This is a genomic window from Spirosoma aureum, assembly GCF_011604685.1.
In the GTDB taxonomy this organism is placed as follows: Bacteria; Bacteroidota; Bacteroidia; order Cytophagales; family Spirosomataceae; genus Spirosoma; species Spirosoma aureum.
In genome coordinates, this window is sequence record NZ_CP050063.1 from 6,440,192 (window position 1) to 6,456,836 (window position 16,645).

Below are 16,645 nucleotides of genomic sequence, written 5' to 3' on the forward strand. Positions count from 1 at the left end.
TTTCGGACAAGTCTGGTTACACACCCAATTCCCCAAGCCCGCTGTGTTCTTACGAATACAGCGGGCTTTTTTGTTTAGGTAAATTGGAAGCTGTCATGCTCTGCGGTCAATCCCTGGCTCAGCCACCAAAATCATATTTCCGGTTACATTCCAGTAATTTGTCGGCATCTTATTGACTCGAGAGCTTCACTTAGTGCAGGCAAAACGACTCAACTGGTCGGCAAGAATCATCCTGAAATAACGTCAACTAACCCATTCCGGCCTTCAGCGAATGACCGTTCGTTCAAAAGTCAGCGATTTATAGTAACAATCGGTTTACAACGTTTTATTTTACGGCATCAGTGTGGAGTATTTGTATGATACGATTTTATCAGTATTTGTTTCTGCCTCTATTTTATGGATAAACAGTTTCGTTTCAACTAAACCGTTAATACATCCGGAACAACCCGAAACTTACACCAATTCAACCTATTGTTTTCAACATTTACCCCAATTTATACGCAATGGGTGCAGTATGGCGCTCTCAAACGTTCCGCATTTACGCTAATTTCAGTCAAATTGATTTTTTCCGAGATGTCCCGAACGAATCACGTCAATGCTTTCAACTAAAGGCTAATGTACTTAAATACCGAGCCTTGTTAATTCAGGCAGGCACAATTAATAATCGCTGTGTAGTGTCTAACAGTCTATATGAAAATTGTCAATTATTGTCAATTATGGTTTAGAAAAGCATCATTATCCAGCCTGTGCGCGTACAGATTTACAAGACAACAGCTCTGGTCCAGTCTGGAGCCATTAACTCATACTCATGGAAGACTTCACCTTTGAGCAAATCGTCAGCATCGCAAACGGCTACCGAACAATGGCCCGCGCCCTGAACGAGTTTCAGGTGATGCATTGGCCCGCGTTTACCCACGAACAACAGCTCGATCTGAACGCTTATCAGAATAGCCTGCTCAATCGGGCGCAGGATTTGCAATCCCTGGCCGTTCGTCCAGCTTTCAATCAGGCGGGTGAAATAGCCGCAGCTATTCGTCAGGCAACGGACGACGCCAGAGCCGGTCTCCAGCATATTCATACGATTACAGTAGCTCTAAATATCGGTGCCATCACTGTCGCTCTGGCAGCATCCGTTGCTCGGGCCAATCTTAGGGGAATTCAAACTGCGCTCAGAGAATTAGGCGATTTACTGGCACTGGATAAAGAGGAACAGGAATAGAACCTCACCGGTAAATACGATAAATGGGTAATTCGTTGGCTGGCGCAAAGGCCCTCATCAACGAATTACCCATTTATCGTATTTACTTACTAATTAGCCGGTTATAGAATCAAACCTGACGGTGATTTTACCCCAACCAATTCAACCTCAAATACCAGGTCCTGTCCCGCCAGCGGGTGGTTCGCATCAAGCGTAACATTCGTATCGGTCAAGTCGCGAACAATCACTGGAATAGGGCGTGGATTGCCATCTTCGTGCATATTAAGCGTCATACCCACTTCGAGCGGGATGTCGGCAGGAATATCGGATCGATCTAACGTAAAAACCATTTCTTCATTAGCTGGACCATAGGCATCTTCCACCGGAATATTGATGGTTTTCTTTTCGCCCTGGTTCATCCCAGCTACTCCTTCGTCAAAGCCTTTGATGACCTGACCACTACCAACCGTAAATTCCAGCGGGGTACGCCCCTCTGATGAATCGAATACGGTTCCGTCGGTTAGAGTGCCGGTATAGTGCACCTGAACGGTATCGCCGGATTTTGCTTGTGCCATAATTACACCACTGTTTAGTGAATATTCCCTCAAAAGTACAGAACCGTTATGGAACGGTTCGCTTTTAAACGCATATTTTGGAGCGATCCTTTATTTGTTCGCCCGTTTTACGGATAACTTATCCATCTGAAAATCGCGTTCAATGCACTCCTTAATTCTCATGAACTATAAATAAGAAGTGTTGTTTGCAACTACCCGTTTCATAGTGTCGAGCTTAACCGACAGGCCTAGGTTGCCGATCGATACACCCAGCTCCAACATCGAACAACCCATACCTACCTAAGCCCGAGTGCGATTCCACACGGTCACCAGGTCGACGAATTCGCGCTGTATCGATTGGGTACGATCCGTGTTATACCATCGCTGAAGCCGTTCCGTAACCTCGGCATAAGGCATTAAAGGCTTCCATTCCCAGAATAATTTCTGCAATTCAGTTGGGCGCGGTCCCCAAGTACCCAATTCGTTTAGATCGGAGGTACGTACACAAATAAGTTTAGGAATAGACCTACCCCCATTGGTCAGATAGGCATTCATCAGATCAGGGTTTTTATCCCGCGACAAAAACCGGATGGCTATATGGGGTGACTGTTCGGCAATCTGATGCAATACAGGGATCGACTGGGCTGCATCGCCACACCACGATTCGGTCAGAACGAGCCAGGTCCAGGGTTCCGATACCTTGTCAAGAACTGACTTTAACTCCGGATTTATAGCGGTTACTTTATCTAACCGGTTCATCCGATGAATATTGAGTTTGGCATAACCCAGAATTTCGGGGGTGTTATAATTTGGGGAATCCGACGTTGTTCTCGCCTTGGCCAGCAAGTCAACAGAAAGAGCAATGTATTGATCGTAAGTGAGCGCCGATGCAACTAGCTCCGGTGTAATGATAGAAGATGGTGTTGTCATAAATACAAGGGTGCATTCTATCCCGCAACAAGTTGGGTGCACTGTTTCGTTCGCCAACTTAACACCTGATTATTCTTCGTAAAATTGATAAAAAGTTTGCTTGTATATATCGGTTTCTTACATATATTTACGCCAACTTATGTTAAACTAATTCTGCTTATTATTATGGATACAACAGGCAATGAATTTCTTCGAGGTACGCTCAAAACGATCGTCCTGAAGTTACTGGCCGAACGGTCTCCTTCTGGGCAGGGAAGAATGTATGGCTACGAAATTACGCAGGCCGTAAAAGAGCGAACTAAAGGCGAGATAACCTTATCGTTCGGCGCTTTATATCCTGTTCTGCATAAACTGGAACAGGAAGGTTTTCTCATTACAGATACCGAAGAAGTGGAGGGACGGCTGCGAAAATACTATTCGCTTACGCCAACCGGCACCCAGGTTGCCGAACAGAAAGTCTCCGATTTTGAGCGCTTTATGGAAGCAATGCGAGCCCTTCTCGATCCATTGCCCAGCCTGGCTACCGGTCACTAACGAATTCCTAAACCAACTCAACAGATAACTTTAGTGCCATGGAAAAACTCAGTCCACAGCAACTAGCTACGTTGCACAACCACCTGATCCATACCGGTTCCACCGACGCACTGATTGATGAATTACTTGATCACCTTGCCTGTGAGGTGGAGTATTATATGTGGATCGGTTTGCCCTTTGACGGAGCGTTGAAAACCGTTCTCGAACAAGCGAATCTGAAAGCTGTCCGACATCTTCGCGATACTTATAATTCAGAACTGGCGATGACCGACGAACAGCTTCAACAGGCCAGTCTGGACGATATTGTGTTTGAGTTTCGGAATAAATCGTATGGCGCCTACGACCTTCGACGGGCGTATCGGACTACCCTGCGCAATGCCTTTATTATGACCATTAGTTTATTCATGATGCTGATGGCCATGATGGACGCCGTGAATCGCCGAACCTGGTCATACCTAAGCCCATGGGGCGTAGCCTGGCTAATTGGCCTGTGTGGTGTTACGTTCGTGGTTATCAGTTGGTATCTGCACCATACGCGTCAGCAACAGGTGCCTATGCGGGAAACATTAACCGATCATGCCTGATAGACGACAACATCTTCCAGTTCATCGTGCATAACAAGCAGGATTAGTTGTTCATCGTATTCAGCACTAAATGCAAACGGCTTATTTTCAGTAAATAGTCGTAGAAATATCAATCTACTTTAGGGGTTGGCACGGTTAAAAGATCCGCAAACCCAATCATCCTCAACTCGCCCTCATTACAGGGAGGAGCGGGTATAAAATCAATTTCTGCGACATAGACATAGCTCGTCCATTTGTAGGCCGTCGGTGAACTCTCGGTTAACAATCCGCAGAACGTCATTTTTTCGGCCTTGATACCCGTTTCTTCCCAGGTTTCCCGATAAGCCGCCCGTAGCGGACTCTCGAATGGATCGAGTTTTCCGCCAACGGGCGTATACGGGTCTTTGTTCGGTTCTTTCAGGCGCTTTAATAGCAAAAAGTTACTGCCGTTACGCAGCAAGTAGATAACGGCAGTTCGCTTAAGTCCCGGAGAAACAGTCATAAAATCAATAGGCACGGGCAAAAACTACCCGTCCTTTCGACGGCTTACCCGAAAAAATATCGACGCCTTCTTCAGGCTCCTGATCGAATGGAATACAACGAATCGTGGCCTTGGTCGCTTCCTTGATTGCTTCCTCGGTTTCAGATGTGCCATCCCAGTGAGCTAGCAGGAAGCCTCCTTTGTCGAGTTGGTCCTGAAATTGTTCGAGCGTATCTACTTTAAATGTGTTCTCCTGACGAAACTTGAGCGCTTTGTTATAGATCGTCTGCTGAATGTCATCAAGAAGGTTTTTAATCCGTTCCGTCAGTCCATCAAATGGAACCGTTTCTTTGGTTTTCAGATCACGCCTGGCGATTTCGACTGTGCCATTTTCAAGATCACGTCCGCCCATCGCCAGCCGGACCGGAACGCCCCGTAATTCATATTCGGCAAACTTCCATCCTGGTTTGTTAGCGTCCGAATCGTCGTACTTAACCGAAACGCCAGCCTTACGCAACTCCTGCACCAAAGGTTTTATTTTGGCAGAAAGCTGCTCTAACTGCTCTTCAGTCCGGTAAATTGGCACGATAACTACCTGAATTGGAGCCAGTTTTGGTGGCAATACCAGACCGTCGTCATCGGAGTGGGCCATAATCAGAGCACCCATCAATCGCGTTGAAACTCCCCAGGATGTTCCCCAAACATAGTCAAGCTGGTTTTGCTTGTTCAGGAATTGCACATCGAAGGCTTTAGCGAAATTTTGCCCCAAAAAGTGCGAGGTTCCAGCCTGAAGCGCTTTTCCATCCTGCATCATGGCTTCAATACACAGCGTATCGTCAGCACCGGCAAAGCGTTCATTCGCCGTTTTCGATCCACGCACAACTGGAAGTGCCATCCATTCTTCAGCAAACGTAGCATAGATGTCGAGCATCTGGCGGGTTTCTGCTTCGGCTTCATCCGCTGTTGCATGGGCAGTATGTCCTTCCTGCCACAGAAATTCAGATGTACGCAGAAAAATCCGGGTTCTCATTTCCCACCGAACCACATTGGCCCACTGGTTTACCAGCAAGGGCAAATCACGATACGATTGAATCCAGTTTTTGTAGGTACTCCAGATTACCGTTTCGGAGGTTGGCCGAACGATCAGCTCTTCTTCAAGTTTAGCTTCGGGATCGACAATGACACCAGAACCATCTTCCGCATTTTTGAGCCGGTAGTGCGTCACAACGGCGCATTCTTTCGCAAACCCTTCAACGTGTGAAGCTTCTTTGCTCAGGAACGATTTGGGAATAAAAAGCGGGAAATACGCATTCGAGTGACCGGTTTCCTTGAACATATCGTCAAGGGCGCGCTGCATTTTTTCCCAAATCGAAAAACCGTATGGTTTAATAACCATGCAGCCACGAACGGCCGAATTTTCGGCCAGGTCGGCCTTTTTAACTAATTCATTGTACCACTCGGAGTAGTTTTCACTGCGGGACGGAATTGCTTTTGCCATGATGAGCTGAGGGAAGAAAAAGAAGGTTGCCAAACGATGACCTAGTAATGACGAAAGACCTGTACTTCAGCCCTTTGTCTGCCTTTCGGCTTTCATAGTGTATTGTTTGCCGAAACTTTTACATCTTTTTTTCCAACGTGATTAAACCTTGATGAATAAAATGGAATCTAATATATTGAAAACTTGCAAAGATAGGTTTTTGCTCTATTTTTGTAATCAATCGTGCCAATCCTTTGTTATAGGCTAAAGTGGCACTTACTAATATGAGCCTTTATACTTTTAATTCCCTGGCCAAATGATAACGCAACGCATGTACCGATACCTGGCACTGGCCGCGATGATGGGTTTCTGGAGCTGTTCCTCCAGTCGCCAGACCGCCCAGAATACTGGTGAAGTGGATGATTTGTATGGCAACTCCGGCAATGCTGCCGTATATACCAACAACTCATCTGACGTTTCGTCGGTTGCTCCACAAACCTCGCGTCAGCAACGTCAACAACAACGCTCGCTTCGCAACGCGAACCCTGATTATAACGATGATCAGCAAGGTTACTCCAGCAATACCGACGAATACTATTCTGAATTAAGCACCCGTAAATTAAATCGGGGCATGTCTCCCGATCCGGGCTGGGGCGATAATAGCACAAACAGCTATAACTCTGGTTTCGTAAACGGCTACAATGCTGCTTCGACCTCGGCTTACAGCTGGAACCGCTGGGGCTTCAACAATACTGGCTTCTATAGCGGTTTAGGACTTGGCATCGGCCTTGGTTCAATCGGCTATGGTTTCGGCAGTCCCTTCTATTCACCATTTGGTTATGGCTACGGTAGTGCTTTTGCCTACAGCCCCTTCTATTCGCCCTTCGGGTACGGCGGCTTTGGCGATCCGTTCTACAGCCCTTATGCTTATGGTTATGGTGGGTACGGTGGATTCTATAATTCATTCTACTCTCCTTACGGATATGGCGGTTATTATGGTGGCTACCCAGCCGTTGTCGTGACTGGAGCTGATCCCTATCGGAATCGGAATTACGTTCGGAGTTCATCCCGTTCGTCTGGCAACTACGCATCTGGTTTCGATAATTCTCCCCGCAACTACAATCCCAATGGAGGTCGTAGTAGCTATAACGCAGGATCAGCCAGTAACCGCTCAACCAGCGATGGGTACTATGCTCGCCCAGGGAATAACAGCCGGGGCACCTATTACTATGATAATGGCACAAGTGGTAATGGTCGTGCAGGAAGTAACCCTTCAGGTACTTCGGTAAGTCCAGCCCCATCATACAATAGTGGTAACGACTACTACGCTCGTCCACGGACAAACAGCCGGGGTAGCTATACACCGTCAAACTCTGGTGGTGGCCGGGGTAGCTTCCAGCAATCGCAGCCGAGCTACCAACAGCCTTCTTACCAGAGCCAAAGCCGTGGCAACTTCAGCCAGCCTAGCTACCAGCAGTCGCAACCGAGCTATAGTGCTCCTAGCCGCAGCTACAGTGCTCCCAGTTCTGGGGGCGGTGGTTTCTCCGGCGGTGGTGCCAGTCACTCAAGCGGTGGCGGTGGTGGCCGTGGTCCAAGATAATTAAGATTTATTTCTTAAATTTTAAATCCCGCTGACAGACAATCGGCGGGATTTTTCGTTGTTACTTTGGCTAATTAACCACCAGTTTTTTGATCAACCTGGTTAAACGTTCTACAGCCATGGAACTCTAACAACAAAAGTGCCATTCGCTGGTTTAATCGCATATGCATATGAATACAAAGTTCTTTCTTTCGGCCATCTTACTGAGTTGTACGGGGCTGGCGTTTGGGCAGGGGCCTGCTGCCGATTATGCCGATGATGCCTTTCGATTCTCTGATTTTTCACAGAGTGGTACCGCTCGTTTTCGCGGACTTGGCGGCAATCAGACAGCCCTTGGCGGTGATGCCAGTAATCTGTCTGGCAACCCGGCAGGTTTAGCATTCTATAACCGCTCTGAGTTAAGCATTAGTCCCTCCTTTAATCTGGTCAACAACAAGAGCACATTTTTAGGTAGTGAGACTACGATTAACGGTGGTAAGTTTAATATTGGCCAATTGGGTCTTATTCTGGCTGGTAGCTCCAATAATACCCGGCGCTGGCGTCGGACTGCTTTTGGCGTGACATATTCGCAGTCGACCAATTTTTTCGATAAAATTGATGCGCGTGGCGTAAACAGAAACCCCAATTCATCCATTGCCCAGACATACGCCAATGCGGCCAATGCAGGCAATTATAGTGAAGCCGATTTAAATGATGATTACGATCCTACATCAAATACAGTCAGTTTCCGGGAGGCCGCAGCCTATCGGCTTTATTTAATTAATCCCACAGATTTAGGGGCAAATGGCTCAGGCCCCCCATACACTCGACTTGATGCGACAACGGCGAAAGATCAGCGAGCCACATTGAGCCGTTCCGGTACACATTCCCAATGGACGATTTCCTACGCCGGTAACCTGGATGATAAGCTCTACATTGGTGGATCGATTGCCTTGACCCGTCTTCGCTATTCATCGGAATATATTTTCCTGGAGGCACCAATTAATGGGCGTGACTTAGTTAATTATAGTCAGATCAACCGTTTCGACGTAACTGGGAATGGATTTAATGCTACCCTGGGATTGATTTACAAACTCAGTAATGATTTACAGGTCGGTGCTACACTAACATCACCAACATTTAGTAGCGCGCATGAAGCGTTCTCGCAAACCTTAACGGTTAACACCACATCCACAATCCAGCTAAATGGGCCAAACCAAATTGATGTCGTTTCGCCTTACGACAACTTCGATTATTCCCTGCAAACACCGCTGCGGGCATCGGGTGGAGCTACCTACTTTCTGGGAAAAGGGAAGATCGGGTTTATTACGGCAACGGCTGAATATGTTGGTTATGGCGGTATGCGGGTTCGAACCTCGTACTTTAACACGACGCAGGACAACTCCGATTTCAAGAACGATGTCAAGCAGGTTGTTCAGACCAGTTACCAGAACGTAGTCAATTTGCGGGCCGGTGCCGAAATTCGGGCAGGCTTGCTTCGGCTTCGCGCGGGGGTGGCTTATTTGCCAAGTGCCTACAAACTCGACCTGGATCGGGTAGCGCGGGGAGACCGGGATAAATTACTGTTGTCGGCTGGTCTAGGCGTCAGAAACGAGCGTTTCTTCGCCGATCTGTCGGGTTCGTATCTCACCTACAAAACGGGCTTTACGCCATTTCAACTGCCTAGCAGTTCCGATACGCCAACCGTCGCAACGAACAATAGCAATACCAATCTGATGCTATCGTTCGGCGTATTTTTCTAAAAAAATCGATTTAACGCCAAAGCGGCCATGAATGAAACGTTTCATTCATGGCCGCTTTGGCGTTGATACCATTACATCCAGGCTCCTATCCGCCTGAGCACTTCGTCCTCATTCGTCTCCCCTGAAACAATGATATTTGCCTGACTGTAGAAAGGCAAACGCGTTATATACCGTTGTTGCAGTGTATTGAACAATTCAGGGTCGCTCGGATTATTGAGCGGACGGTCATCGGCAGCATGTGCCTGGATTCGCCGGACTAATATCTCGACTGGCACATCCAGAAATACAGAAATACCCGTCGCATTAATGTATTCGATGTTGTTGTGAAAACAGGGCATTCCACCACCCGTCGAAACGACTGCACTATCGCCCGGTCGGATGGTTCGTAAAATCCGACGTTCGGCTTCCCGGAAATAGGCTTCGCCGAATTGCGCAAAAATGTCAGGAATCGATCGTCCTTCGTCGCGAACGATCTGTTTATCCGTATCGATAAAACGGTAGTGAAGTGCGTCGGCTACGCGCTTACCCAGCGTACTCTTGCCAGAGGACGGCATTCCGATCAGGAAAATATTTTTCAAGCAAACAAGTTTTCCGTTTTCCGTTTTCCCCTTACAGTGCATACCGTTTCTTTGTCGGCCTCAGTCAACTAAAAAGGAAAGCGAAAAACTATTTAACCAAAGATTGTACTTCAGCCGCATCCGGGGTTGAATTGTAATGCCATTTTCCGCGAACAACGCCATTATGGAGCAGCCATGTGCCCGGATTCGAGCGCATAATTGTTTTCAGAACGGTAGCATCGGCCTTGTAATAAGACACGTTATTGAGCTGAAACTCCTGCCGAAAGGCCTTGATCTCATCGTCGCTGGCCGAAGTTAGTATGTAAGGCGTCACCTTTGATCCTTGTAATCCTTCGGCCAGTGCCCGAATCGCGGGAAGACTCCCCGCGTCAATATCCTTTATGTTTTTGACGATAATGAACAGTTTATCCCCTTCAAAGGTCTGCTGCGTAAAATCGCCTTCATCATTCCAGACCCGATAATCGGTGATTTTCGGTTTCGCACTCTCATTGACCAAAACCATCTCCTTGAACTTATAGCTCTGATCGGTCGGATACTGATCAAAATCGCTCGTTTTCCCGTCCTTCTCCATGACATATTTATACCGTAATGGTTCGGATGGCTTCATTTGGGCCGGAATACTCTTCCCGACAGCGTAAGGCAGCATATCGATTGGTGGAAGAAACGAAATGGCATAAACGCCCAAACCAAGCGTCAGTATGGTCGTTAAAGCCACGACCCAGCCGGTTTTCCGGGGAGTGATCCGGTTACGATGCCCGATAATGAACAAAATCAGAATCGTCAGCACAACGTCCTTGCTGAACGACGTCCAGGGTTTTAGTTTGATGGCATCGCCAAAGCAACCACAATCTGTTACGCGATTGAAATAAGCCGAATAAAATGTCAAAAACGTGAAGAATACGATCAGGAAAAACAGTAACCAGGTTGTAACCTTGGGTTTATAAGAAACCAGCAGTGCGACGCCCAGAATTATTTCGGCCGCACAGAACAGCACCGACATAGCCAGTGTGAATGGTACCAGCGCCATGAAGAAATCGTGGAGGAACGGAACGTCGACCGCGAAAACTTCAAAATATTCTTCAAACTTGATCTGCGTACCAACAGGGTCATTCAGTTTGATGAATCCCGAAAACACAAAAACGATACCGACCAGAAAGCGGGCTATTCGGGCGGCAATAAGCATCGGTGGTGTACCGGTTTTAACTTTGGGTTGAGTGGCTGCTGTGGTCATGCAAGTAAGTTGGAAAGTCCGCCAGTATGGGGCGATCCGAAATCCAGTCTCTTCATAGCGGGCTTTCACCGCAACAACGGAGTATCCGCGTTACTTTTTATCAAACAAAAAACGGCGTAGTTTATCATATCCATATAATTGGCTTCAACTCCTTCCGAAACCAATGTATTTCCCTGATTATCCTCAATTTGCTTTGTGCGGAGCAGTTTCATCAGAATGATATCCGTCATCGAGCTAATACGCATCTCACGCCAGGCTTCGCCATAATCATGGTTTTTGGCAAATAACAGGTCAATAACCCGACCTATCTGCCCATCGTATAGTGTTTCGAGTTCATCAGTTGGAATGTCGGTACGTGGGTCATTGACCAACTGCAATTGAATCAGCGCCATGACGCAATAATTGATAATACCAACAAACTCTGGCTCAATGCCTTCGCCAACACGACTTACGCCCGTTTCCTGCAAAGTGCGAATACGCTGGGCCTTGATGTAAATCTGATCGGTGATACTGGACAAACGTAAAATTCGCCAGGCTGTGCCATAGTCTTTATTTTTTTTTAGAAACAAATCTTTGCAGCGTTGAATGACGTGCCGATATTCGATTTCAGTATTTTGCATAGTCCTCAGTCAATAGTCAACAGTTTTCAGTGAGTTTATTCATTGCAACGAACACTTATGCCTGACGCCTATCGCCTATTTTTATGCCGAAAGTTACGAAAAAAACACTGAACTGCCGGGGGCGACTTGTTTCGCTGGAAACGCCTGTTGTGATGGGCATTCTAAATATCACCCCTGATTCATTCTTTGCCGGGAGCCGGATCCCTCTCGAAAAAACGGTTGAAATTGCGCAGAAAATGCTGGCCGATGGTGCTACCTTTCTCGATGTTGGTGGTTACTCGACCCGACCCGGCGCGGCCGACATTAGCCCTACTGAAGAAGCAGATCGGGTATTGCCCGTCATTGAAGCGATTTTAAAAAGTTTTCCTCACGCTCTTATTTCAGTGGATACCTTCAGGGCGTCGGTCGCCCGGCAGACGGTTGAGTCAGGTGCTGCCATTATCAACGATGTCTCGGGTGGCACGCTCGATCAGGCCATGTTCGAAACAGTGTCTTCCCTCGACGTTCCTTATGTGTTGATGCACATGCGAGGCACTCCAGCAACGATGCAATCCATGACCGCTTATCAAAATCTGGTAACCGATGTGATCGATGAACTGGCGGTACGACTTACCGAACTTCGCGCCTTGGGCCAAAAAGATATCATTCTTGATCCGGGATTTGGCTTCGCGAAGACACCAGCGCAAAATTTTTTGCTGTTAAATCAACTTGAATCCTTTGGGTTGTTTGACGAACCAATGCTGGTTGGTTTATCACGCAAAAGTACCATCTGGAAAACACTGGACATCAGTGCCAATGAAGCTCTCAATGGCACTACAGTTCTGAATACGATTGCACTCACAAAAGGGGCATCTATCCTACGTGTTCATGACGTTCGTGAGGCTATTGAAACGGTAAAACTCACCCAGCAGTTAACTTTTTTTTGACATTTTTCTTGCGTTTAGGAAATCAAACCTCTACTTTTGCATTCCCAAACGACAACGACCTGTTTGCTGACTGGGGAAATGATTTGGTAGCTCAGCTGGTAGAGCAATACACTTTTAATGTATGGGTCCTGGGTTCGAATCCCAGCCGAATCACAAAAACGCAAAAAGCCGCTTAATTAAGCGGCTTTTTGCGTTTTTGTGATTCGGCTATCTACAGCAATTTATATTTATTGATTACTTCAAGCAATCGGTCAGCTACCTTGCGATGCCCTTTTTCATTAATGTGGTTGTCCAGCGTAAAGTAGTCGTCGGGGGTGAGCACGTCAGAGACGTCCGCTAAATAAATACCTGACAGAGAATGGCGGTTTAGATAGGCCTTAAATCCATCCATTATTTCGGGACTGGTTGTATCGGGATTTAGACAAGTAATAACAATTGGTCCTTTATATTCTTTTCGAATTTGCTGAACGGCATAGAAAAAAGAGTCTTCATACGGGAATTGCCGGCTTACTTTCTGCGTTGGCTTCGAGTTTTTTGCAGCAGCCTGAGAAGACCACACAAATAAACGCTGCACATAGGCCTTCAAGCTGGCATGAAGGTATTTAAACGGGTAATAATCTGCCGTCAGCGCATTGTACCGAACGGCTTCGTAATAGCTCTCCCGGGAAGAAGGCTTAAAGGTTCCGGCTCTCAACTGATTATTCTCTGGCTGATCATTGATACAGTACTGAATAACCAGCACCCGGCAAGAATCGCGTTTAGTACGCTTGAAGAGATTATATTCACGGACGGTCCCAAACGAAGAAACACCTGCATTAAGCACTTTACGGCCTACTTTACGCTCCAGAACAGAAGCAAAACAGCTTGAATCCGGCACACCCCATCCCATTGTAAACGAATCGCCAAGGACAATTACGACTGGGTTATCCAGCGAGTTATCATCATCCCGTACGCCTAGCCTGTTCGTTCGAATCGGCGTATCTACTTCAAAGCCGCTTTTAAAGGTAACATTCTGTACACCTGGCTTTAGGGTATAAAATAATACGGAGTCGAATCGACTCAGTTCAGGATCATATTGAATCAGGTTTTTGTCCCACCCATCCACTACTTCGTGAAAAAAATGGTGTCCGCGTGCATACCGACGCTGGCCATCAGCTAATCGATGAGCATAAGCCCAAATGGCCAGTTCGCCCACTCCCAACAGCAGCAATAAAGACCAGAAATATACTTTTTGGCGACGCCCAAATAAAAAAACGAGTAGAAAAAACTGTGCGAAGACTATAAGTTTGAACAGCCAAACTCCCGATGGATGTCTGACAAATAGTTCGGGGCGGAATAAGGTAAAAGTAAACAGTAGAAATACAGATAAGACACTAATAAGGGTACGTTGAAAAATGGTCATAAGAATAGAAAAGGTTATTCACAAAATAATAGGTTCCTCCATATACTGGGAAAAGGAATGATCGAAAACATGAAGGCCAGCGTCCTCAATAAGTTTTCCACTATTGCGTATAGAGAACGGCGGCTGACTGTATTTTGCAATATAAAGTCATTAATTTGTATATTTACCCGGTAGTCATACATAACTACATGAAAATTCTTGGCATTTCAGCTTTTTACCACGATTCGGCAGCTGCATTGGTTGTCGATGGACAGATTATCGCAGCCGCTCAGGAAGAGCGCTTTACACGACGTAAACATGATCCTGCTTTCCCCGCCCAGGCAGTTCAATATTGTCTGAATTACAATGGACTTGATTTAAAAGACCTTGATGCTGTTGTCTTTTATGATAAACCCCTCCTAAAATTTGAGCGGCTGCTCGAAACATATTATGCCTTTGCGCCACAGGGCGTACGATCATTTATAACATCTATTCCAGTTTGGATAAAAGAGAAGATGTTCTTAAAACGGCTTCTTCGTGAGGAACTAGAGAAGATATATGGCGATGAAGCGGCTGGTATAAAATTACTTTTCCCTGAACATCACTTATCACACGCAGCGAGCGCCTTTTACCCTTCACCATTTGAAGAAGCCGCCATCCTGACCATCGATGGAGTGGGCGAGTGGGCAACAGCCTCTATCTGCAAAGGCTCAGGCAAGGAACTTTCCATTCTAAAAGAATTACGCTTTCCGCATTCATTAGGGCTTCTATACTCAGCTTTCACGTATTTCCTGGGCTTTAAAGTCAATTCAGGCGAATATAAACTGATGGGCCTGGCCCCCTACGGTAACCCAGCCTCAGCCGATGTTGAGCGGTATGTCGATATCATAAAAAATGAACTGGTATCCATCAAGGAGGATGGTTCGATCTGGCTCAATCAGGACTATTTCAACTATGCAACCGGATTACGAATGGTCCACGAAGCCAAGTGGGAAGCTTTATTCGGATTTCCGCAACGCCGTCCTGAAGATGAATTACAGGAGCAACATTGTAATCTCGGTCTGGCCATTCAGCGCGTTACGGAAGACATCGTCATTCGGATGGCGCAGGAAGCGAAACGCCTTAGCGGGTCACGTTACTTATGTTTAGCGGGTGGGGTAGCACTCAATTGCGTCGCTAATGGTAAACTACAGGAGTCGGGCGTATTCGACGACATCTTCATCCAGCCCGCAGCGGGCGATGCAGGCGGAGCACTGGGAGCAGCCCTGGCCGCTTACTATATTTATTTTAAGCAGGAACGAAAACTTAGTGGTCGTCAGGACGAAATGACCGGGTCCTATCTCGGCCCTGACTTTTCAGATCAGGACGTTGAACTCGTTGTTCGGCGCTATAAAGGCGTTTATACCTATTTCAACGATATTCATGAATTATGCACCGAAACGGCCCGGCTTCTGGCGGAAGGCAATGTTGTTGGCTGGGTGCAGGGTCGGATGGAGTTTGGCCCCCGGGCTTTAGGTGGGAGAAGTATTCTGGGTGACCCCCGCAACGCGGAAATGCAGAAAAAACTGAACCTGAAAATCAAATATCGGGAGTCATTTCGACCATTTGCGCCGTCGGTACTGGCCGAAGACTGCGATCAGTACTTTAACTATCGCGGCATTTCACCGTATATGCTATTAGTACATCCGGTTGCCACCAGCCGTCATAAAGATCTTCCAGCCGATTATCATCAACTACCCCTTCGCGACAAGCTATACTACCTACGCTCCGATCTTCCTTCGATTACTCACATCGATTTTTCGGCCCGGATTCAAACGGTTCACAAGGAAACGAATCCTAGGTATTATGAGCTTATCCAATCCTTTAAAAAGCTGACTGGCTATGGCGTCATTGTCAACACCAGTTTCAATGTTCGGGGCGAACCCATTGTCTGTACTCCGGAAGATGCTTATCGCTGCTTTATGCGCACTGAAATGGATTACCTGGTTGTAGGCAATTACCTGTTTGCAAAAACAGCTCAACCTGACTGGCAGGAAAAGGACAATTGGAAAGAAGAGTTTGTTCTGGATTAATTCCGTTCACACAATCGAATTAACTCGTACTAAAAAAATATTGCATTATTTAATTTTTGTTTTCTATTTAAACCACACGTTGTAAACGCTTACTCAAATTATGGACTTTGTTAAAGACATGTTCCTCTTTCTGAAGGAACGCCAGAAGTGGTGGTTAGCACCCATGATTATCATTCTGCTGCTGTTAGGAATTATTCTGGTTGTAGGGGGCGGATCTGCAATTGCACCATTCATTTACACCCTATTTTGATGTTTTTCACCTTGTCGGTCTGGCTTGATTATTCCAGACCGACATGTGTTTGATTAAACGCTTCCCTAACTATGCAAAAACGCATTTCGGATCTCGACATGTACAAGGCCAATCTGGCCATTTCAACCGGTTTTTTAGCACTCTATTTCTTTTTCGGACATAAGGCATGGCTTTTATACATCTCGTTAAGCGTAGGTGCACTAACCCTGCTCATACCCGCATTGGCTCGCTGGATCAGCTTCGGCTGGTTTAAGCTAGCCGAAGGTTTAGGATATGTTAATTCACGGATTCTATTGAGTATTGTTTTTTTTATCTTCCTGCTACCCATAGCTCTTCTCTATCGGTTAGCCAATCGAAATCCTTTGTCCTTGCGCAATGGTCGCCAAACGGGTTCTCTTTTTGTTGAGCGAAACCACACGTATGCACCAAAGGATATGGACAACATCTGGTAGCTAATTTATAGACCAGTTATTCTTTTCCTTACTACCAGGGCTTTGGCTTAGAGTCG

At 46.5% G+C, this 16,645-nt stretch carries 18 protein-coding genes and 1 tRNA gene; 10 read left to right on the forward strand and 9 right to left on the reverse strand.

The window, feature by feature from the left end:
• Window positions 1–808 precede the first annotated feature (808 nt).
• Window positions 809–1,219 (forward strand): hypothetical protein, encoded by a 411-nt coding sequence (locus G8759_RS25610; RefSeq protein WP_167214662.1) that lies wholly within the window; start codon window positions 809–811, stop codon window positions 1,217–1,219.
• A 101-nt stretch (window positions 1,220–1,320) separates the two neighbouring features.
• Here G8759_RS25610 and G8759_RS25615 read toward each other — a convergent pair whose 3' ends face one another.
• Both G8759_RS25615 and G8759_RS25620 read right to left on the reverse strand, forming a co-directional pair.
• Complete coding sequence (locus G8759_RS25615; protein ID WP_167214665.1) at window positions 1,321–1,773, reverse strand: FKBP-type peptidyl-prolyl cis-trans isomerase; 453 nt, start codon at window positions 1,771–1,773, stop codon at window positions 1,321–1,323.
• 279 nt (window positions 1,774–2,052) lie between these two features.
• Entirely contained in the window at window positions 2,053–2,682 is a 630-nt protein-coding gene (locus tag G8759_RS25620) for a thioredoxin family protein (protein ID WP_167214668.1), read from the reverse strand.
• Between the two features lie 165 nt (window positions 2,683–2,847).
• Between G8759_RS25620 and G8759_RS25625 the strand changes: the two genes are divergently transcribed.
• Both G8759_RS25625 and G8759_RS25630 read left to right on the forward strand, forming a co-directional pair.
• Window positions 2,848–3,216, forward strand: coding sequence for a PadR family transcriptional regulator (locus G8759_RS25625; RefSeq protein ID WP_197933050.1), 369 nt, complete (start codon window positions 2,848–2,850; stop codon window positions 3,214–3,216).
• 38 nt (window positions 3,217–3,254) lie between these two features.
• Window positions 3,255–3,800 carry a hypothetical protein gene (locus G8759_RS25630; RefSeq protein ID WP_167214671.1) on the forward strand — a complete coding sequence of 182 codons (546 nt, stop codon included), beginning with the start codon at window positions 3,255–3,257 and terminating at the stop codon, window positions 3,798–3,800.
• On the opposite strand, the gene G8759_RS36225 is transcribed toward G8759_RS25630, so the two are convergent.
• Genes G8759_RS36225 through proS form a run of 3 tightly spaced genes read right to left on the reverse strand, consistent with a single transcriptional unit; the run spans window position 3,791 to window position 5,758 of the window.
• Entirely contained in the window at window positions 3,791–3,913 is a 123-nt protein-coding gene (locus G8759_RS36225; protein ID WP_262890621.1) for a hypothetical protein, read from the reverse strand. The genes G8759_RS25630 and G8759_RS36225 overlap by 10 nt on opposite strands.
• Window positions 3,910–4,281, reverse strand: a complete 372-nt coding sequence (locus tag G8759_RS25635) for an NUDIX domain-containing protein (RefSeq protein ID WP_232073941.1) — start codon at window positions 4,279–4,281, stop codon at window positions 3,910–3,912. Before G8759_RS25635 ends, G8759_RS36225 begins: the two co-directional genes overlap by 4 nt.
• A gap of 4 nt (window positions 4,282–4,285) precedes the next feature.
• Window positions 4,286–5,758, reverse strand: coding sequence for a proline--tRNA ligase (gene proS / locus G8759_RS25640; protein WP_167214674.1), 1,473 nt, complete (start codon window positions 5,756–5,758; stop codon window positions 4,286–4,288).
• A 295-nt stretch (window positions 5,759–6,053) separates the two neighbouring features.
• Here proS and G8759_RS25645 point away from each other — a divergent pair, with 295 nt between their 5' ends.
• The gene (locus G8759_RS25645; RefSeq protein ID WP_167214677.1) at window positions 6,054–7,337 is read left to right on the forward strand and encodes a pilus assembly protein; all 1,284 of its coding nucleotides are present in this window, start codon (window positions 6,054–6,056) and stop codon (window positions 7,335–7,337) included.
• A gap of 170 nt (window positions 7,338–7,507) precedes the next feature.
• A complete protein-coding gene (locus G8759_RS25650) occupies window positions 7,508–9,079 on the forward strand; it encodes an OmpP1/FadL family transporter (protein WP_167214681.1) in 1,572 nt (523 codons plus the stop codon).
• Window positions 9,080–9,150: 71 nt separating this feature from the next.
• On the opposite strand, the gene G8759_RS25655 is transcribed toward G8759_RS25650, so the two are convergent.
• From G8759_RS25655 to G8759_RS25665, 3 genes are all read right to left on the reverse strand, one after another.
• On the reverse strand, window positions 9,151–9,657 hold the full coding sequence (locus tag G8759_RS25655) for a shikimate kinase (RefSeq protein ID WP_167214684.1): 507 nt from the start codon (window positions 9,655–9,657) through the stop codon (window positions 9,151–9,153).
• A gap of 88 nt (window positions 9,658–9,745) precedes the next feature.
• Window positions 9,746–10,888, reverse strand: a complete 1,143-nt coding sequence (locus tag G8759_RS25660; protein ID WP_232073942.1) for a BT_3928 family protein — start codon at window positions 10,886–10,888, stop codon at window positions 9,746–9,748.
• Window positions 10,889–10,953: 65 nt separating this feature from the next.
• A complete protein-coding gene (locus G8759_RS25665; RefSeq protein ID WP_167214689.1) occupies window positions 10,954–11,508 on the reverse strand; it encodes a DUF1599 domain-containing protein in 555 nt (184 codons plus the stop codon).
• Between the two features lie 83 nt (window positions 11,509–11,591).
• On the opposite strand from G8759_RS25665, the gene folP reads away from it, so the two are divergent.
• A complete protein-coding gene (gene folP / locus G8759_RS25670) occupies window positions 11,592–12,434 on the forward strand; it encodes a dihydropteroate synthase (protein WP_167214692.1) in 843 nt (280 codons plus the stop codon).
• 80 nt (window positions 12,435–12,514) lie between these two features.
• Window positions 12,515–12,587: transfer RNA gene (locus G8759_RS25675), tRNA-Lys, on the forward strand.
• A 58-nt stretch (window positions 12,588–12,645) separates the two neighbouring features.
• Here G8759_RS25675 and G8759_RS25680 read toward each other — a convergent pair.
• Window positions 12,646–13,836 (reverse strand): hypothetical protein, encoded by a 1,191-nt coding sequence (locus G8759_RS25680; RefSeq protein ID WP_167214694.1) that lies wholly within the window; start codon window positions 13,834–13,836, stop codon window positions 12,646–12,648.
• A gap of 188 nt (window positions 13,837–14,024) precedes the next feature.
• Here G8759_RS25680 and G8759_RS25685 point away from each other — a divergent pair, with 188 nt between their 5' ends.
• From G8759_RS25685 to G8759_RS25695, 3 genes are all read left to right on the forward strand, one after another.
• The gene (locus tag G8759_RS25685) at window positions 14,025–15,887 is read left to right on the forward strand and encodes a carbamoyltransferase family protein (RefSeq protein WP_167214697.1); all 1,863 of its coding nucleotides are present in this window, start codon (window positions 14,025–14,027) and stop codon (window positions 15,885–15,887) included.
• 100 nt (window positions 15,888–15,987) lie between these two features.
• Window positions 15,988–16,137, forward strand: coding sequence for a DUF5989 family protein (locus G8759_RS25690; protein ID WP_167214700.1), 150 nt, complete (start codon window positions 15,988–15,990; stop codon window positions 16,135–16,137).
• A 71-nt stretch (window positions 16,138–16,208) separates the two neighbouring features.
• Window positions 16,209–16,589 (forward strand): SxtJ family membrane protein, encoded by a 381-nt coding sequence (locus G8759_RS25695; protein WP_232073943.1) that lies wholly within the window; start codon window positions 16,209–16,211, stop codon window positions 16,587–16,589.
• Window positions 16,590–16,645: the final 56 nt, after the last annotated feature.